Origin of the sequence: Acetivibrio clariflavus DSM 19732, from assembly GCF_000237085.1 — a bacterium.
Classification (GTDB): Bacteria; Bacillota; Clostridia; order Acetivibrionales; family Acetivibrionaceae; genus Acetivibrio; species Acetivibrio clariflavus.
On record NC_016627.1, the window covers coordinates 284,185 to 302,807 of the forward strand.

An 18,623-nucleotide genomic window follows, 5' to 3' on the forward strand; every position below is an offset into this window, starting at 1 on the left:
AAAAGGTGTCTTGGAGTCAGTGGCATTTTTTATTTTGAAATTTAGGAGTTTAGGGATAAGGTTTAAGGCATAAGGGATATTACGATTATACTAATCCTTGGTTCTTAAACCCTAGTCTCTAATCCCTAACATATGGAGGTGTTTGTGTGGCCAAAAGAAACACAAATTGGGATGAAAATAAGTTAAAAAGATGGATACAGGAAGGCAGGGGACAAGGAGAAGGGAAGGAATATAAGCCATGGCTTACTATACAAGATTATCCTTCGATGGGAAGAGCAACAAGGATATTTGGGTGGACTACACAGCGAATACACCACTTCTTCTCTGACTCTCAATTGAAATACTTTTATCTATTAGATTGGGAAGAGAAGGTAGTAGATATTAGGGAACATTATCCGCTTTTAGACCTGGAAACAGTACTGGAAGATACGGCAGATTTAAAACTGGATAAGTTTATAGATAAGAAAACAAAAGAACCCTACATATTAACTACAACATTTTTAATTACGCTGTTAAATCCTGATGGACAAAAGAATTTCGCTGCAAGAAGCATAAAATATGCATCGGAATTATCAAAAAAGACTACAATTGAAAAACTGGAGATTGAAAGAAGATACTGGACTGCTAAAGGAATTAACTGGGGTATTGTGACAAATAAGGACATCAACGATGTTAGGGCAAAAAATATAGAGTGGATTCATTCGGCGATGACTTCCGATGACTGCAACGGGCTTTCTAAAGATGATTTTGATGAATTACTAGACGCACTTTTATATAGGCTTATAGATAATCAGCAGAATATCAGGAAAATTATATCAGAATTTGAAAAGGACTATTCTTTGGATGCGGGGGTAGGGTTACTGCTGTTTAAGCATTTAATTGCAGGCAAAAGGATAGCCCTCGATATGGATAAGCCTATCAATCTCAATGAGAGTGGTTCTTCACTTCGCCTGCCTGAAATAAGCGGTAAAGGAGGGCATGAGGTTGCTAAAGTATACAGTTAATTCGCTAATCGAATGGAAGGATGAAAGTGAAAGTACCAGCATAGAAAGAGTACTTTGGATGGATGAAGAATTAGTGTATGTTATTGATGTTAACAAAAACAGCGCTCCGTATCTGCGCAGTACTGCAGACATAGATAGTGCGCTAATAAATGGAAGGGCAGTTATTAAAGAAGATGACACGCTTGCAGTTATATTAAAAGAAGAAGATATTCCAGAAAAACATAAAAAGATGAGGGACAATGCTTGGAAAGTGATTAAGGATATGGTGGCTTGCGAACCAGAAATTTTTGAGTCTCATTTCAGGAGGAAGGCAGTTCGTGAGGCTTCTGCATTTCATAATATAAGTGAATTGTGGGTATTTGAGTATCTTAAGCGGTACTGGAAAAGAGGGAAAACACCTAATGCATTAATACCAGACTATAAAAACTGCGGGGGAAAAGGTAAAGAGAGGAAGGCTGGAAATGCCAAAAGGGGCAGGCCAAGGAAGTATCAGGACATAAATGGAGAAGGGGTAAATGTAACCGAGGATATTAAAAGAATTTTCCGCATTGCTGTTAATAAATATTATTACACTACAGCAAAAAACTCTCTTACGCTGACATATGAACTGATGAGGAAAGAATATTTTACAGACGGCTTTAAAGAAGAAAATGGCGTAAAGATACCTGTCATAAAACCTCAATCAGAGATTCCGAGTTTTGGCCAGTTCAGATATTGGTTTGAGAAGGAGCGTAATATAAAAAAAGAGATAACTAGCCGCTATAGCAACAAGAAATTTTTAAAGCAGTACAGGGCCATAACAGGCAGCGCTTTAAGCGGAGTAATACAGCCTGGAACTTTTGAAATAGACTGCCAGGTAGGAGATGTTTACTTAGTATCTAGATTTAACAGAAATTGGGTTATCGGCAGGCCTGCCATTTATGCAGTAATTGACAAGTTTAGCCGTATGATATGTGGAATCTATATAGGTCTGGAGAGCGGTTCCTATACTGGTGCCATGATGGCGCTTTTAAATGCAACTATGAATAAAGTAGAATATTGCAGACAGTACGGTATTGAGATAGAGGAAAAGGATTGGCCAGCCCACTACTTACCAGAGGCTATTATTGCTGATAGAGGAGAACTGGAAGGAGGAAACATTGAAAACCTTATAAACATGCTGAATATAAAAGTGCAGAATACACCTCCATACCGTGCAGACTTGAAATCAGCGGTAGAACGGTTCTTTGGCATTACCAATGAGAGAGTAAAACCATTTTTACCTGGTGCTGTAGATTTAGACGGCAGGGAAAGAGGGGACAAGGACTACCGATTGAAAGCAAAACTCGATTTATACCAGTTTACACAGATTATGATAAAGTGCATTTTATACCACAATAACTATTATCACTTAGATTACTATAAGCGGGACGAAATGATGGTGGAGGATGATGTCCCCTGCATTCCCATTGAACTTTGGAACTGGGGAATTGCAAACAGGGGAGGAACCCTGCGGAGTATATCGGAGGACATTGTTAAATTGGCCCTTATGCCTTCTGATACAGCGGTAGTTACTGAAAAAGGAATAAAATATAAAGATATGTATTATGCATCTTCGAACATGCTAAAAAATGATGTATTTGCAAATGCACGGACAAATGGAAGGTGGAGAGTAAAGATAAGTTACGACCCACGCAATATGAACTGCATTTATGTCTGTGGCGATAATCCCAAAGAATATGAGAAATGTTTTTTAATAGAGAGCAGTACCAGATATAAAGATAAAGCAATTGAGGAAATAGAGTATTTGTTGGCGGTAGAAAGAATGCAGAAAGAGAAAAGTAAAGATTCGGTGGCACAAGCAAAAACAAAACTGATTGCAGAAATAGAAGATATCGTAAAACAGGCGGATGAAGATTATAAAAGGGAGACAAGTACTGCAGAGAGCGACAGGCAGAGGGTAAAAAACATAAGGGGAAACAGGAAGATTGAAAAAACAGCAAGAAGGGCGGAAGAAGCATTTAAACTAGGAAATAACGAAGGAGATTATGACAGCAGCGTATTTAATGAAGAAGATTTTGAAGAAGGGATGAATACCCTGCAGTTGCTTTTTAAAAGGCAGAAGGAGGTGCTGAAGGGTGAAGAAGATAATAATTCCTAATGGCAGCATGGCAGAAGAAGCACAATATAAGGACCAGGTGATACCAGATTATCAGGATAATCCTTTCATAGAAGCACTTCCAAATCTTCTTTCTCCTCATAAAGTGGTAGAAAAACTGGCTTTTTATCCTCAATACCACCAAAATGAAAGGAAGTTGGACAGCCACTACAGAATTTATATGGTAGACAGGCTCTTTCAAGTCTTTCAGCCCTTACCAATGAATATAGAACTGGAAAGAAAGATATCACGTACCCTGCGTCAGGGGTATGTTTTCCGAAATCCGTTTGAAAGTAAACTGGCTCAGGGCTTTTGCAGAGACTACTATGGAACGAATCCTGTAAATCCAAAGGATGATGACGGATTTTATCCATCATCCTTTGGATTTACTCTTATAGGCATATCAGGATTAGGGAAGACATCTTCATTAAAGCGTATACTAAATATGTATCCACAAGTTATTGTTCATTCGGAGTATAGAGGCATCCCTTTTTCAGCGTATCAGGTAGTATGGGTAAAATTAGAGTGTCCTCATGACGGGTCTATCAAGGGATTGCTGTATGAATTTTTTTCAGAAATAGACAGGCTGTTGGGAACCAACTATTATCAAAAGATGATGAAAACAAGGGCAACAGCAGATGCAATGATGACAGTAATGAATCAGGTAGTAAGAAATTGCTCTTTAGGCTTATTAGTGATAGATGAAATCCAGCATTTAAGCATGGCTAAATCGGGAGGAAGCGAAAAAATGCTGAATTTCTTTGTAAACCTTGTAAATAATGTAGGGGTGCCAGTTATTTTAGTGGGAACCCCAAAGGCAGTTAAGGTACTTCAGGGGGATTTCAGACAGGCACGAAGAGGGTCAGGTCTTGGCGGCGATATGGTATGCGACAGGATTCAAAAAGATGAGGTGTGGGATTTATTAGTAAGTTCAATATGGCACTACCAGTGGACGAGGAAAGAAACTCCCTTTACTCCTGAAATAAGCAGTATTTTATATGAAGAAACACAGGGGATACCTGATTTATTAAAAAAAGTCTATGCCATTACTCAAGCCTACGCCATTTCATCAGGAAAGGAAGAGATAACTCCATATATTATTAGAAAGGTGGCCAAGGAAAACTTAAAATTAGTACAGCCAATGCTGACTGCTTTAAAGACTGGCAACATCAGAGAAATTGCTAAATATGAGGATATCTGCATGACAGGTATTGACTTCAATGACTTTTTAACCCGAACCAAAGAATCTATTAACCTGGATTTGCGGGCAAAGGAAATAAAGAAAAGACAGAACAAAATGAAGCAGGAAAACCTCATGGAGGAGAAAAAGGAAGCCGTATTAAAACTTGTTGATTTAGGAATGGATGCTAAGAAGGCACAGAAAATAATTGATACCATGCTTTCTCAAAATCAGGATGTAAGTGCAGAGGGCATGGTGGAAGATGCGATGGCGCTGCTTAAAGATGAAGGCATGAAGGAAGAGCCAGAGAAAAAGGGAATAAGGAAGGTAAAAGGAAGAAAGGAAAAACAGAGTACGGCAAATCCGCTTGATATCCGGACTATTGTTGAACAGGGGAAAAAGGATAATAAAAGTGCCTATGAGTCCTTAAAAGAAGCGGGATATATTATAAGTTTTAAAGATGATATTTTTTCCAGGGAGGTGGTATGGTGAACTTTTTTCCTACACCATATCCAGACGAACTTTTATACAGTACATTGGCACGCTACTGCATGAGAAGCGGGAATATAAGAGAGATACATAATTTTGAGGATTTATTTGGAACAAGGAACTGTATAGCAGCAATGGAACTGCCTACGCAACTGGATGCGTTAATCAGAAATATGCCTGTAAATACAAAGTATACAGCAGAATACTTTATCTATAAGCATACCTTATTTCCGTTTCTTGCAGCATTTATTCCCCAAAAGCGGGCTGATAAAATAATAGAGACAATGAGAAATGGTGAGGGTGCTGTTTCCTACATAAGAATAGGTTTAATATCAAATTCCATTACCTTAAATAAGTATTTTAGATTTTGCCCTGAGTGTTTCAAAGAAGATATAGAAACATTTGGGGAACCATACTGGCACAGAAGCCATCAAATTACAGGGGTATTTGTATGTCCAAAACATAAAATACCCCTTTATAAAAGTACGGAACTTATTAGAGCAGGAAACAGGCAGAGATTTATTAGTGCATCTAAGGAGAATTGTAAAGTAGAAAAAGAAATAAATTACCCAGATGATTTAATGAAGAAGATGCTTTGGATGGCAGAGGATGCAGAAATACTTTTAAACAATCAGTTTGGATTTAAGGAGCCTGAATGGTTTAGCAATCAGTTTCGGGTTAAGTTGGTTGAAAAAGGTTATGCAAGAATGAACAACTATATTCATCAAAAGAAGTTAAAACAAGACTTTGTGGACTTTTACTGTCATGAATATTTACAACTTGTTCAATCTACTGTATTAAATAATATTGGGGGTTGGCTATCAGATATGGTACGAAATAATAATAGAACAACTTATACAGTAAGATATCTATTATTGGCAAGGTTTCTTGATATTCCTGTCGCTGATTTGTTTAATATAAAACTTGGTTTTAATGATGAAGATGAGAATAATATTGATACTTATCAGGAACTGTGGGACCAGAGACTGATAGAACTTGCCCAGTCAGGATTATCTATAAGAGAAATTGCAGATGTGTTAAAATCATCCACCAAGACAATTAGAAAAAGTATCGATAGACTTGGAATTGAACCATTTTGGAAGTTTAACGGAGGTGGAAAATACCTTCACAAAAAGTATACTGACACTGAAGAATTTAAAATTAAACGAGAAGAATTCAGGAGGAAATGGCTTCAACTTCATGTTCAGTATGCTAATATAAGTAGTAACCAGATAAGAAGAAAAAATGATGGATTATATACATGGTTAAAAAGATATGATAGTAAATGGTTGGAACAAAATTATCGTAGAATAAAAACGACAGTTAACACTGTTGATTGGGCTAAAAGAGATGCGGAATTGCTACCTTTAGTAAAAGTAGTTATTGCAAAAATGAAAGAAGGTAAACCTGAAAGAATTACTTGGACAACCATAGGTAGTAAACTAGGGATTAGCGGATGGCTATCAAAGAAGAAAGATAAACTCCCATTGGTAAAGGCATATATAGATTCAGAAGTAGAAAGTCTGGAAGAATTCCAAATAAGAAAAATAAAATGGGGTATTGAGGAATTAGAAAGACAGGGAAAAGAAATAACAATATGGAATTTGGCTGAAACAGCAGGGGTTAAGCCACGGTATATGGAACATATTATAGAGAATATTGAGAATTTATTATTGGAAAAAGGATATTGTGTAAACATTTACAAAAATTTACGCAATGCGAGATAGTATAATATTCATATCTTATAAGAAAGTTAATATTATTTACTTGTTTTCATAATTCTTTGTTGTATCTGTGTCTGCATCAATTAAATTTTTTTATTTTGCAAATATTTAAGTTGAAGCAAAATATGGTTTATTGGGGTAAATGAATCATACAGGTCACGTTTTAAATATTAAATATGATATTGAATAAGGAGTGATACCAAAACATAGTAAATCAATAGATTAATAGAAATTATAGAGGGAAAAATAGGATTTTAAGTATAATGATAGAAGAATGCTGTGTTTTATTATTGCATTATATATAGAAATGATGCAATAATATAGATAATGATGCAATTAAAATGCATCATGTCGCATTTAATTGCAAAAGTAAGCATAAGAGGAGGTCAGAACTTGAGGACAAAAGATGAGATTTTAAAAATTCTAGATTTGCTAGAAGAAAATATTGCAGATGATTTTGAAGCACAAGATTTAGACTTTAAAGAGTGGGTAGAAAAAAGTCTAAACGATAATATAAATCTAGCAGTAAAGATGGCTGTTTGTATGGCTAATGGTGGAGGAGGAACAGTTGTATTTGGGATAAGAGATAAAGTTAAAGGAAGAAAAAATGCAATAATAGGTGTTCCTCCTATTGTTGATGCATTTTTGATGCAAAAAGCAGTATACGAAAGGACTGACCCCCATATTACTCCGACATTTGATTGGATTGAAGTACCCGAAGGGCATGGAAGAATATTGGTAATGAATATATATCCTGGTATGCCGCCTTATACAGAAACAAATGGAAGTGCTACAATAAGAGTAGGTAAAGATTGCAGACCACTTACGGGGTCTATGAGAAGAGAACTTTTTGCTAAAACTGGAGTTTCAGACTTTACATCAAATTTAGTAGATGAATACTGGAAAGATTGCTTCTCTCCAGTTGCTATGGAAAGAGTAAGAATGATAATGGCTGAAGAACATGCTCCAGATACATTAATAAAAATGTCTGATGAGGATTTGTTAAAGTCCATAGGAGCGCTAAAAGATGGGAAACTAACCTTTGGGGGACTATTGATTGTCGGGAATACTCAGGCACTTTCAAAATATATCCCAAATCATAGATGGGATTTTAGAAGAATGATAAGTAGCACAGATTATAGTATAAAGTATGGTGAAAATTCAGCAATACCAATAGGTTTATATGAATTAGAAAGATATATGGCTACTGAAAATCCGACAACCATTGTTGAGGTTGGTTTCTTACATCCTGAATTTTCTACATATCCTAAAATAGCATTAAGAGAAGCATTACTTAATGCATTTATACATAGGGATTATAGAATTCCAGGAAGTGTTATGCTGAAACATTATAAAGATAAATTGATTATTACAAACCCAGGTAATTTTATTGGAGGTATTTCTCCGAGTAATATACTTCATCACCCACCTGTAGCAAGAAATTTGCATCTTACAGATTTAATGGATAAACTGAGACTCGTAAATAGAAGTAATCTTGGAGTTCCGAGAATTTATAAGTCTTTGTTAATAGAAGGGAAAGAACCCCCGCAATATAATGAAATAGGAGAATGCATCGAATTAACCCTTATTGCATCAACAATAGTTCCAGAGTTCAGAAATTTTATAAAAGATTTAAATTCTAAAGGAATTGAAGTTGATGTTGACCACTTGATTATTTTAAACTATCTTCTTAGACATAGGGAAATAGACACGTATAATGCTGCTCATATATGTCAGAGAAGTATAGAACAAGTTAGGGAAATACTTAGTTATATGGAGAATAGTTTAAAACTTATAAAATCAGGGGGTACTGTTAAAAAGAAATACTATTCTTTGACTCGGGAAGTTTATTCGATGCTGCAAAAAGGAATAGAATACGATAGGGATAAAAGGCTTGATAAAGAGGCTATTAAAATGAGAATATTATCCATACTAAAGGAAAGGAACCTTACTAATGCAGAAGTAAGACATATGACGGGTATGGATAGGCAACAAGTACTAAGGCTTATGCGTGAGTTAGAAGCGGATGGTGTTCAGATTAAGGGTAGTGGTAGAGGGGCATATTATTGTTTATCTAGAGATGAGTAAAACTAAAGGCAAACAAATGATTCATTATTATGTCGCAATTATAAAATAATTGAATCATTTAATTGCGACAAATTGTTTTTGATGCAATTCAAATCAGGTGAAACTAAAGTTATATCGAGCAGTAATTATTTGTTTATGATAGGTGAATTAGATAAATGGGTACTGTGAAACTTTTAAAGTGAAATCACATGATAAAAATTAATTTGACTAATCCTTATTCCTTTACCTCTCGTGCCTATATCTATGTCTACATCAAATAAACTCCTTTCATTTTTCAAATGTTTGAGAAGGAGTAAATAAAGTACTTTTAGAAAACATGGTTTATTAGGGAGAAGAAAAGCCCTGTAGGCCATGTTTTTTTATGTATTAGTTTTAAGGGATAAGGAACAAGGAATAAGGCTAAAAGCCAGAAAAATCAATGGATTGGAAGATTGAATGGAAAAGAAAATGAAATGAAAAATGGACAAAATCCCCCCTTAATCCTCCCCCCTTAACCCTTTTCTCTAAAAGCACTTTATTTTCATTTTTTGCCCTAAAAATTGAGAAATGAAAGAACTTTAGGAAGTAAGGAATAAGGAAAAAGGAATTAAATGGGAAATTGGAAGAGAATAACAAGCCAGTATTTTCAAGGGTTTGAGGGGGATTTGTGAAAGGAGTTTATTTGAAAAAGGAAAGAAGTTTATTTGGGTTACATAAATACATGTATATAGGTTTAAAAAAGCGATATAACCAATGGTTTTGAACAGAAGTCATGGAAAAATGCGATAGAAATTGCATTTATACCGTGGCTTTTTTATTGCGGTTGTGATAAATTAAGGTATAATCGCAGTTTTTACTCAACTTATTTACTTGAGAACACTTTTTTTATATAATGGATTGGAAATATATGTAAAAGGTTTTGTCATATACCTGTTAACTTATTATGATGCTAATAAAAGAAGAAAATATTGATAATGGAAGTGTTAACATGGCTTGTGAGGCTAGTTTTTGAGGAGATATAGAAGAGGGATACTATTGTGATATTTGTAACATATGGAAGAGAGATATTATCAAAGATACAATTGAGCATTATTGAAGCGTATAGTGGGAAATTAAGGGGGATGTAATTGATGTGGAGTAAGTTAAAGAAGCAATTGGAGGATTTTATTTGTCCATGTTTAAAGGGCAGGGTTGAATTTTGGATTACAAATTACAGAAAGGCTCATGACCAAATGGGACGGGCATATATTACTGTAGACGGAAAAGAAGTTGTTAATATGTGCAGTATAAAAAAAGAAATTGCAATATATAATGCAGAAAAAGAAATAAGAGACAGTGAAAATATTTGTTCTGAGCAAGATGATTTTAAGCAGGACAAAATGTATGAGTTGCTGAAAAAAGAAGGTTTTGCTGAAAATATATTATCTCAAATAGCCATAAATAGAAATATTAATAATCTGGCACATAAAAAAATAGAGGAGCAAGACATTTTCTCACAATATGATTTTCTTGAAGCTGCAGAAAAATTCCTAAGTTCTCCCATTGAGGAATCATTGAGATCGGATAATTCTATAGTTAAAGCATTGGCATTGATTGATAGAAGAGTAGGGAAGAGAACTCTGAAAAGGCTAAAAGAATCGATAAAAGATGAGAGTGAGCTTGTAAAATACTTTTACAGTTTGAGGTGCGAAGCAGAGCAAATATAGCTAAGCGTAAGATTTTGCCTTTTTATGTCTTTTTTCAAACTGAAAGGTTTATGTTGACTAAGATGTCAAATTTATGTGATAATATAGTCTAGAACATTATTTCTGCGTTATACATAGCAAAATTATAATATATATTCTTTTTATATGCCCATATATTTATTTTTTTATAAGATTTTCCGATATTTAATATTGAAGTTTTCATTTCAAGATTTGGCCGATTTTATATATCATCAGATGGTAAACTACAACATCATATCTCTGTGAAATTTTTGATTGCAGCATGAAACAAGTATCGCTAAAGTGTTACTTAAATGATGATATAGGGAGGTGAAGCGTGATTTCAACACGAATTTCCCAATACTATAATATATTATCTATTTTATATGAATTAATCTAATTAAATGTCATTTAAATCTACTCCATATCTCAGCATAAAATGTAAAATACATACTGCTTTTACTTTGAAATTTTTCCCATTGTTTTACGGTATTTATTTCATGTATATTCAATTGCCTAATAAAATTTCTGATGCTAAATTAAAATCTTTAAACATTCTATTCATTATGGTAACTTCATTCTAATACAGAATATGTAATTGACATAATGATATGGAATGTAAGTAATATTGAATTTAGTAGCTTTTTTTAAAAAGTTTTATCATAGTTTATGCTGCAGAAGCACAAAAAAGTCGGCAAAATACATAATTTAGGAGGTAAAATTGCAATGCGAAGACAATTTCAAAAAGTTATTTCTATCATGCTAGCAGCTATTTTGGCTATTTCGATGGGGCAGTTTGGACAGATAGCGATAGCATCGGAAACTGAAAAAGACAACATTGTGTTGTACCAGAGCTTTGAAGATGGAGATGTAGGTGGATGGAAGCCGGTATGGGATAGACCGGGAACAGTAGCTGTATCTTCTGATTATGCTTCGCATGGAGAAAAATCCCTTTTATTCACGGACAGAACATCGACTGAACATTCTCCAAGTCTTGACATAACTAGCTATATGGAACCTGGGAAAATATATGATATATCTTTGAAGGTGAGATTAGGAGAAGGCAGCGATGAAGCCCATATAGCATCGAAGGTAAATTCGCCATTACTGGATAATATATATCCTTGGTTAACAGGTAATGTAACGATTAGTTCTGATAAATGGACAACTCTTGAAGTCAAAGCCTATGAAGTACCGGACAAAACATCTGAATTTGTCATTTACATTGAGACTCTTAATTCTACAGCAGATATATACATTGACGAAGTATTGATAGTGGATGTTACACCTGTTGCAGAACCTGTGACTGTATTATATCAAAGCTTTGAAGATGGAGATGTAGGTGGATGGAAGCCGGTATGGGATAGACCGGGAACAGTAGCTATATCTTCTGATTATGCTTCGCATGGAGAAAAATCCCTTTTATTCACGGACAGAACATCGACTGAACATTCTCCAAGTCTTGACATAACCAGCTATATGGAGCCTGGGAAAATATATGATATATCTTTGAAGGTGAGATTAGGAGAAGGCAGCGATGAAGCCCATATAGCATCGAAGGTAAATTCGCCATTACTGGATAATATATATCCTTGGTTAACAGGTAATGTAACGATTAGTTCTGATAAATGGACAACTCTTGAAGTCAAAGCCTATGAAGTACCGGACAAAACATCTGAATTTGTCATTTACATTGAGACTCTTAATTCTACAGCAGATATATACATTGACGAAGTATTGATAGTATGTATTTCATCCGGTACAACTCCAGGAGGCGACCTTGATCAATCTGGAATTAAATCTGATTTCGAAGACGGTATCGGCAATTGGATGATCAGATTTGAAGAGAGTGGAAGCATTGAATTGACAGATGACGACAATCATACACCGGGTGGAGCAAAAAGTCTGGCAGCAAGTGTTTCTTCCCAGTATAATGGTCCTATTTTAAATGTTATGGGTAAAATGCACAAAGGGCATAAATATTATTTGTCTGCCTGGGTAAAAATGGCTCCTGGTCAAAAGCCGACTGTACTACGCATGAGCGTACAGAGCGGAAGCAGCGCATTTACAAATGTTTCTGAGAATGTATTGGTGACAGAAAATGAGTGGGTGCAGTTAACCGGTACTTTCACAGTGGCGGTTACTCCAAGCGTATTAAATGCATATATAGAAACAGCAGATACACCAGATGAGACAGTAACTTTCTACATGGATGACTTTGAACTTTCGTATATTGGCCCGGTAGCTACAAAACCTGTACAAACTGATTTAACTCCTATAAAGGAGGCTTACAAAGATTACTTCTTAATTGGTAGTGCAGTTAATATTACAGATTTTGAAGGTGATAGACTTAAACTTCTTAAACATCATTTCAATGTTGTTACGACAGAAAATGCAATGAAGCCTGAATTTGCTTATGATAAAGATAAGAAATTTGACTTTGAAGAGGAAAATGTTCTTGTATCAAAAATTGAACAAGAAGGTTTGCAATTGGTAGGTCACGTACTTGTATGGCACAGCCAAATGCCTACATGGTTAAGTACGGCTGAGGATGGTAAACCGTTAGATCGTGAGACAGCGTATAAAAACTTGGAAACTCATATCAAGACAGTTATAGAGAATTACGGTGACAAGGTTATTTCCTGGGATGTAGTAAATGAAGCTATCAGAGATGGCTTGACATTTACTGCTACCACTGAAAATTGGAAGGATGCACTCCGTGACACGCCTTGGTTAAGGGCTCTTGGTCCTGATTATGTTGAAGAGTCTTTCAAGATTGCAAGAAAAGTGTTGGAAGATAACGGATGGACAAATGTAAAACTGTATTATAACGATTACAACGAAGATAACCAGCAAAAAGCAGCAGCAATCTATAGCATGGTTAAAGATATCAATGAAAGATATGCTAAACAAAATGGTGGCAAGATACTAATTGACGGTATAGGAATGCAGTCTCATTATAACAGCAGCACAAACCCGGAAAATGTTCGGCTTACCTTAGAGAAATTCAGCTCTCTGGAAGGAGTTGAAATAAGTATAACTGAGCTTGACATCACAGCTGGAATCAATTCAGTATTGACTGATGAACAGGCTAAGGCACAGGGATACTTATATGCTCAACTGTTTAAACTCTATAAACAGTATGCTGACAAGATAGCCCGTGTAACTTTCTGGGGATTAAACGACTCTACCAGTTGGAGAAAAGAAGGCAGTCCATTGTTGTTTGATGAATACTTGCAGGCTAAACCAGCTTACTATGCTATCATAGATCCGGATAAATTTATTAAAGAAAATCCGCCTCCTGAAAAGGTGGTTAAACAGGCGAAGGCTTTATACGGAACTCCTGTTATTGACGGTGAAGTGGATTCCATATGGTATAACACATATAATATAAAGATTGATCAATATCAACAGGAATTTGAGGGTGCTACTGGTGTGGCTAAAGCACTTTGGGATGAAGAAAACCTCTATGTACTGATACAGGTTCAAGATGATGCTCTTGATGATAAAAATGCAAATGCTTGGGAACAAGACTCTGTTGAGATATTTGTTGACCAAAATAATGCTAAAACACCTTATTACGAAGAAGAGGGAGATGGACAGTACAGAGTAAACTTTAACAATGTAGCTACCTTTAATCCCGATAGCATAAAGGAAGGATTTGAATCAGCGACAAGTGTAACAGGAACAAACTATATAGTAGAAGTGAAGATTCCGTTAAAAACAATAACTCCGGCTAAAGGCACTAAAATCGGTTTTGATCTTCAAATCAACGATGCGGAAAATGGTAAACGTGTAAGTGCTGCTGCCTGGAACGATACAACGGGTACTGCCTACATGGATACATCTGTTTTCGGTGAGTTGACTTTGGATAAAGCAACTGGTTCAGGCACAGGTGGTTCAAAGGGAAGCGGCGGTGGAAGCAGCAATGTGCCGGAAACTACTGAAACCGGAAGTGGCAACGAAACAACAAATAACACTGGTATAATAACAGTAGAAGCAACTGTGGACGAAAATGGAAATTATACTGCTGTTGTGGATGAAAAATTGGTGGAAAACGTTAAAGATGAAAAAATAAAAATAGAAGTTAAGGGTGCAGAACAGGCTAATAATGTAATAGTGAAAGTTGCTTATGATCTCATTAGTGCGGCATCAGGTGCTAATGCCAAGGTAATAGAAGTAAATACCGGTTTGGCTAATATAGAGTTGCCGGTATCCCTGTTTAGCGGTTCTAAAGAGGGAGAAGAGGTTGAATTGCAAGTAAATAAAGTTGACAATTCTCGGCTCCCAGAAAAGGTAAGGACAAGGGTAGGGCAAAATACAGTATTTGAATTTAGCCTGAGTGTAGGCGGACAAAAACTTAGTACATTTGATGAAACACAAAAAGTAAAAGTATCTTACCCATATACTCTAGAAGCAGGAGTAAGACCGTCAAGGGTTGTAGTTTACTATATTAACGAGAACGGCGAGTTTGAAGTAATAAAGAATGGTCGTTACAGCAATGGTGCAATTCACTTTAAAACAAAACATTTCAGTAAATATGTGGCTGTACCGGTTGAGGTAAACCTCAAGGACATATATGAGACAACATGGGCAACAGACAGTATAGAAGCTTTAGCAGCCCGTGAAATTGTTAAAGGGGTATCGGCTGATTCCTTCCTGCCGATGAAGGAAGTAACAAGAGCAGAGTTTGTGCAAATGATAGTTGAGACCTTTGATTTGAAATCGGAAGCTGTAATAAATCCATTCTCGGACGTTGTTGAAGGCGAATGGTATGAAAAAGCAGTTTTAACTGCCTATGAATTAGGTATCGTTAAAGGCAAACCTGATGGAACCTTTGGGGTGAATGAGAAAATCACCCGTCAAGATATGGTAGTTATTACATACAGTGCATTAAAAGTATCAGGGATTAATATAAATACTACTACAAAAGCTGTTATATTTAAAGATGATACGCTTATATCGGAATACGCAAAAGAAGCTGTGGCAGCAATGCAAAGAGCTGGAATCATCAATGGTATGCCCGGTAACTTATTTGCGCCAAAGGATACTGCAAACAGAGCGCAGGCTGCAGTAATTCTGAATAAATTGCTTGATGAACTGTAAAAACGTTTAATTTATAAACTCCGCTGTTGAAAAGCAGCGGAGTTTTTGTTGTTTGAGCAGTTTCGCCAATGTACTGATTTTGCTTATTATATTATAAATATATTTACATTTAAAAAATTTAAGTTATTATTAATAAAATTAATAACTGTATTAAAAAAATTAATTATCACATTGACAAAAGAGAAGGTTTATATTAATATAAATAATATAGAAATATAATAAATAATATTTAAATTATAGTTAAAAATATTAATGTGCTTTATTACAAAATTAAGGAGTGGTTTTATGGGTAAGGAAGTTTTGGGAAAATGCCCTGTTTGCAATAGTGAGACCATCGTAACGAAAATAAGCTGTGAAAATTGCAATACAACCATAGAGGGAGAATTTACACTGTGTAAATTTTGCAGACTAACTGCTGAACAGAAGCAATTTATAGATACATTTATAAAATGCAGAGGAAATATAAAAGAAATGGAAAAGGAACTGGGAGTGTCTTATCCCACAGTAAAAAACAGACTTGAAGATGTAGCGGCAGCATTAGGCCACAAACCTCAGCCAATAATTGAGGATGATGGCAGAAAGAAGGAAATTCTTGAGAGATTAAATGCAGGGGAAATAAGCTTTGATGAGGCTATGGAATTGTTGAAAGGTTAAATTGCAGGCAGATATAACAGTTATCTAGTCTTAAAAACAGGAGGTTGATTTGAATATGGCAAGTGAAGAAAAAATTCTTATTTTGAAAATGCTTGAACAAGGGAAGATAAACAGTGAAGAAGCGGCAAGGCTTATTGAAGCTGTAGAAGGTACGAGTAAATCTGCTCAAAGCAGCGGCACAAGTTATAGCTCAGCAAAACAGCAAAAAAAGATTAATTTTAGTGATGAAGTTTCGAAGGTAAAAGAAAAACTAAATGATTGGAAAAGAGACTTTAAAAATAGTTACAATCAAACGGATTTTGACCGTATGATAGAAGAGTTCAGTGCAAAGGCTGAGAAGGTGGGAAGAACTCTGGCTACAACAACTTTAGGTATTGCCGATAAAATAGTTGATTTTGTAAGTAGCTTTGTCGATACCAATTCCTTTAATATTTTCGGAAAATATCAGGCTGTAGAAAAAACATTTGATGTGGCAAATATAACAGAGGGAATGAATCTTGAAGTCCAGGGTGTAAACGGAAATATACTTGTAAAAAAGCATTCCGATGATAAGGTGATTATAAAATCAACTATAAGAAGCCCGCATAACAATGCTGACGATCTCTTGGTTTTTAATGAAGGAGAGGGCAATGTTTCGGTAAAGACTACTAAAGACGAAAATATTAGTGTATCCTATGAGATTTTTCTGCCCACTGTTAAGTTTAATACAATAAATCTTAAGACCAAAAACGGGAAGATCTATGTAGAAGATTCAATTGCAGAAACGTTTGAAGCCCAAACAAGTAATAGTAATATTGAACTTATGGGTGTCAACAGTGATAAAATCAATGTTACTACCAGAAATGCAAAAATTCAATTAGGTTATATTATAGGTAAAAATATTGATATAAATACAGTCAATTCCCTCATAGATATTAAGCACGTAAAAACTCAAAATATAAATGCTGTAAGTAAGAACGGCAGAATTTTTATTGAGAATGTCCATAATTATAAAGGATGCTCTGATATCAATATGAACCTTAAAACCAGTCATGCCGGTATAAAAGTTAATATGAACGATATGGAAAAGAGAGGATATAAAATTAAGGCACAAACTACTAATGCTGATATTAATTTGTTAATTCCAGAAATAACCTACAAAAACATAAGCAAGCAATTGGCAAGCAGTTTTGTTGAGGCTGAAAGCAGCGGTTATGAAGGATATGAGCATAAAGTAAATATAGTGGCAGATACTCAAAATGGTGATATCGAAATTGTAAAATAAATACTTAAAGTTCTTATTGGAGCAGTTGAAACAGCTGCTCTTTTTATTGTACCATTTTTAGATTTTATAAAATAAAGAATACTTTTGGGAAGTTTCAGTCTTGTGAAAAACTTTTAATAAATGTATAGAATAAGCTACAAATACATGCTATAATAATAGATTGTAAATTTAATATTATTTAAATTAGAGGTGTAAGATGTTTGATAAGTTGCAAGCAGCAGAGAACAGATATGAAGAAATAAATCATAAGCTTAGTGACCCGACTGTAATTGAAAATCAGGATGAATACAGAAAATTGATGAAAGAACATGCTGAACTTCAGGAACTGGTGAATAAATATGGTGAATATAAAAAACTTACCAAAGATATAGCTGAAGCTAAGGAACTTCTCAATGAAAAACTTGATAAAGACTTTAGAGATATGGTGGAGCTGGAGCTCAAAGAAGCTGAGGAAAGCCTGGAAAGAATAAAGAAGGAAATTAAGATACTTCTTCTGCCTAAAGACCCTAATGACGAGAAGAATGTTATTGTTGAAATACGTGGAGGTGCAGGAGGAGATGAAGCTTCGCTTTTTGCCGGCGACCTTTTCAGGATGTACACAAAATATGCTGAGAAATGCGGTTGGAAAACCGAGATTTTAGACTCAAATCCTAATGAAATAGGTGGCTTTAAAGAAGTGATTTTTGCCATCGAAGGTAATGGTGCTTACAGCAAGTTGAAATTTGAGAGTGGAGTACACAGGGTACAGAGGATACCGGAAACTGAAGCGAATGGCAGAATTCATACATCTACTGTGACGGTTGCCGTTTTGCCGGAAGTAGAGGAAGTGGATGTTGAAATAAATCCGAATGATTTGAAAATAGATACTTTTAGAGCATCCGGTGCCGGAGGACAGCATATTAATAAGACCGAGTCGGCTATAAGAATAACACATATACCTACCGGCATAGTTGTAACCTGTCAGGACCAGAGATCTCAGCATAAAAATAAAGATAAGGCTATGAGAATCTTAAGGTCCAAGCTTTATGAGATGGCCCAGGAACAGCAGAACAGTGAAATTGCACAGGCCAGGAAAACACAAGTCGGTACCGGTGACAGGAGCGAAAGGATCAGAACATATAATTACCCGCAAGGAAGAGTTACCGATCATAGAATAGGTCTCACTTTATATAAAATTGACAGTATATTGGAAGGGGACTTGGATGAAATTATCGACGCACTGATTACTACCAGTCAGGCAGAGCGCCTTGCAAGTGGCGGAAATGACGATGAGATTTAAAAAGGATATTTTAGAA

10 protein-coding genes are annotated in these 18,623 nt (G+C 35.4%); all 10 read left to right on the plus strand.

The window, feature by feature from the left end; all coding sequences use genetic code 11:
• Window positions 1-146: 146 nt before the first annotated feature.
• Window positions 147-1,004 (plus strand): heteromeric transposase endonuclease subunit TnsA, encoded by an 858-nt coding sequence (locus CLOCL_RS01340; protein ID WP_014253650.1) that lies wholly within the window; start codon window positions 147-149, stop codon window positions 1,002-1,004.
• On the plus strand, window positions 979-3,144 hold the full coding sequence (locus CLOCL_RS01345; protein ID WP_041714837.1) for a Mu transposase C-terminal domain-containing protein: 2,166 nt from the start codon (window positions 979-981) through the stop codon (window positions 3,142-3,144). Before CLOCL_RS01340 ends, CLOCL_RS01345 begins: the two co-directional genes overlap by 26 nt.
• Entirely contained in the window at window positions 3,122-4,813 is a 1,692-nt protein-coding gene (locus tag CLOCL_RS01350) for an ATP-binding protein (RefSeq protein WP_148263762.1), read from the plus strand. Before CLOCL_RS01345 ends, CLOCL_RS01350 begins: the two co-directional genes overlap by 23 nt.
• Window positions 4,807-6,537 (plus strand): TnsD family Tn7-like transposition protein, encoded by a 1,731-nt coding sequence (locus CLOCL_RS01355; protein ID WP_014253653.1) that lies wholly within the window; start codon window positions 4,807-4,809, stop codon window positions 6,535-6,537. The genes CLOCL_RS01350 and CLOCL_RS01355 overlap by 7 nt, the downstream gene beginning before the upstream one ends.
• A 390-nt stretch (window positions 6,538-6,927) precedes the next feature.
• Entirely contained in the window at window positions 6,928-8,622 is a 1,695-nt protein-coding gene (locus CLOCL_RS01360) for an RNA-binding domain-containing protein (RefSeq protein WP_003514257.1), read from the plus strand.
• 1,109 nt (window positions 8,623-9,731) lie between these two features.
• Window positions 9,732-10,307: an SF0329 family protein gene (locus tag CLOCL_RS01365; RefSeq protein WP_014253654.1), complete on the plus strand. Its 576-nt coding sequence runs from the start codon at window positions 9,732-9,734 to the stop codon at window positions 10,305-10,307.
• Between the two features lie 723 nt (window positions 10,308-11,030).
• A complete protein-coding gene (locus tag CLOCL_RS01370) occupies window positions 11,031-15,410 on the plus strand; it encodes an endo-1,4-beta-xylanase (RefSeq protein WP_014253655.1) in 4,380 nt (1,459 codons plus the stop codon).
• Between the two features lie 285 nt (window positions 15,411-15,695).
• Window positions 15,696-16,064 carry a DUF2089 domain-containing protein gene (locus tag CLOCL_RS01375; RefSeq protein WP_014253656.1) on the plus strand — a complete coding sequence of 123 codons (369 nt, stop codon included), beginning with the start codon at window positions 15,696-15,698 and terminating at the stop codon, window positions 16,062-16,064.
• Window positions 16,065-16,119: 55 nt separating this feature from the next.
• Window positions 16,120-17,328, plus strand: a complete 1,209-nt coding sequence (locus tag CLOCL_RS01380; RefSeq protein WP_014253657.1) for a DUF4097 family beta strand repeat-containing protein — start codon at window positions 16,120-16,122, stop codon at window positions 17,326-17,328.
• A 196-nt stretch (window positions 17,329-17,524) separates the two neighbouring features.
• Window positions 17,525-18,607, plus strand: a complete 1,083-nt coding sequence (gene prfA / locus CLOCL_RS01385; protein WP_014253658.1) for a peptide chain release factor 1 — start codon at window positions 17,525-17,527, stop codon at window positions 18,605-18,607.
• The last annotated feature ends 16 nt before the right edge of the window (window positions 18,608-18,623 follow it).

Bases quoted from the DNA above. Each gene is read 5' to 3' on its own strand.
- CLOCL_RS01345 (WP_041714837.1), top strand. From the start codon at position 979: ATGAGGTTGCTAAAGTATACAGTTAATTCGCTAATCGAATGGAAGGAT.
- CLOCL_RS01355 (WP_014253653.1), top strand. From the start codon at position 4,807: ATGGTGAACTTTTTTCCTACACCATATCCAGACGAACTTTTATACAGT.
- CLOCL_RS01365 (WP_014253654.1), top strand. From the start codon at position 9,732: ATGTGGAGTAAGTTAAAGAAGCAATTGGAGGATTTTATTTGTCCATGT.
- CLOCL_RS01370 (WP_014253655.1), top strand. From the start codon at position 11,031: ATGCGAAGACAATTTCAAAAAGTTATTTCTATCATGCTAGCAGCTATT.
- CLOCL_RS01375 (WP_014253656.1), top strand. From the start codon at position 15,696: ATGGGTAAGGAAGTTTTGGGAAAATGCCCTGTTTGCAATAGTGAGACC.
- CLOCL_RS01380 (WP_014253657.1), top strand. From the start codon at position 16,120: ATGGCAAGTGAAGAAAAAATTCTTATTTTGAAAATGCTTGAACAAGGG.
- prfA (WP_014253658.1), top strand. From the start codon at position 17,525: ATGTTTGATAAGTTGCAAGCAGCAGAGAACAGATATGAAGAAATAAAT.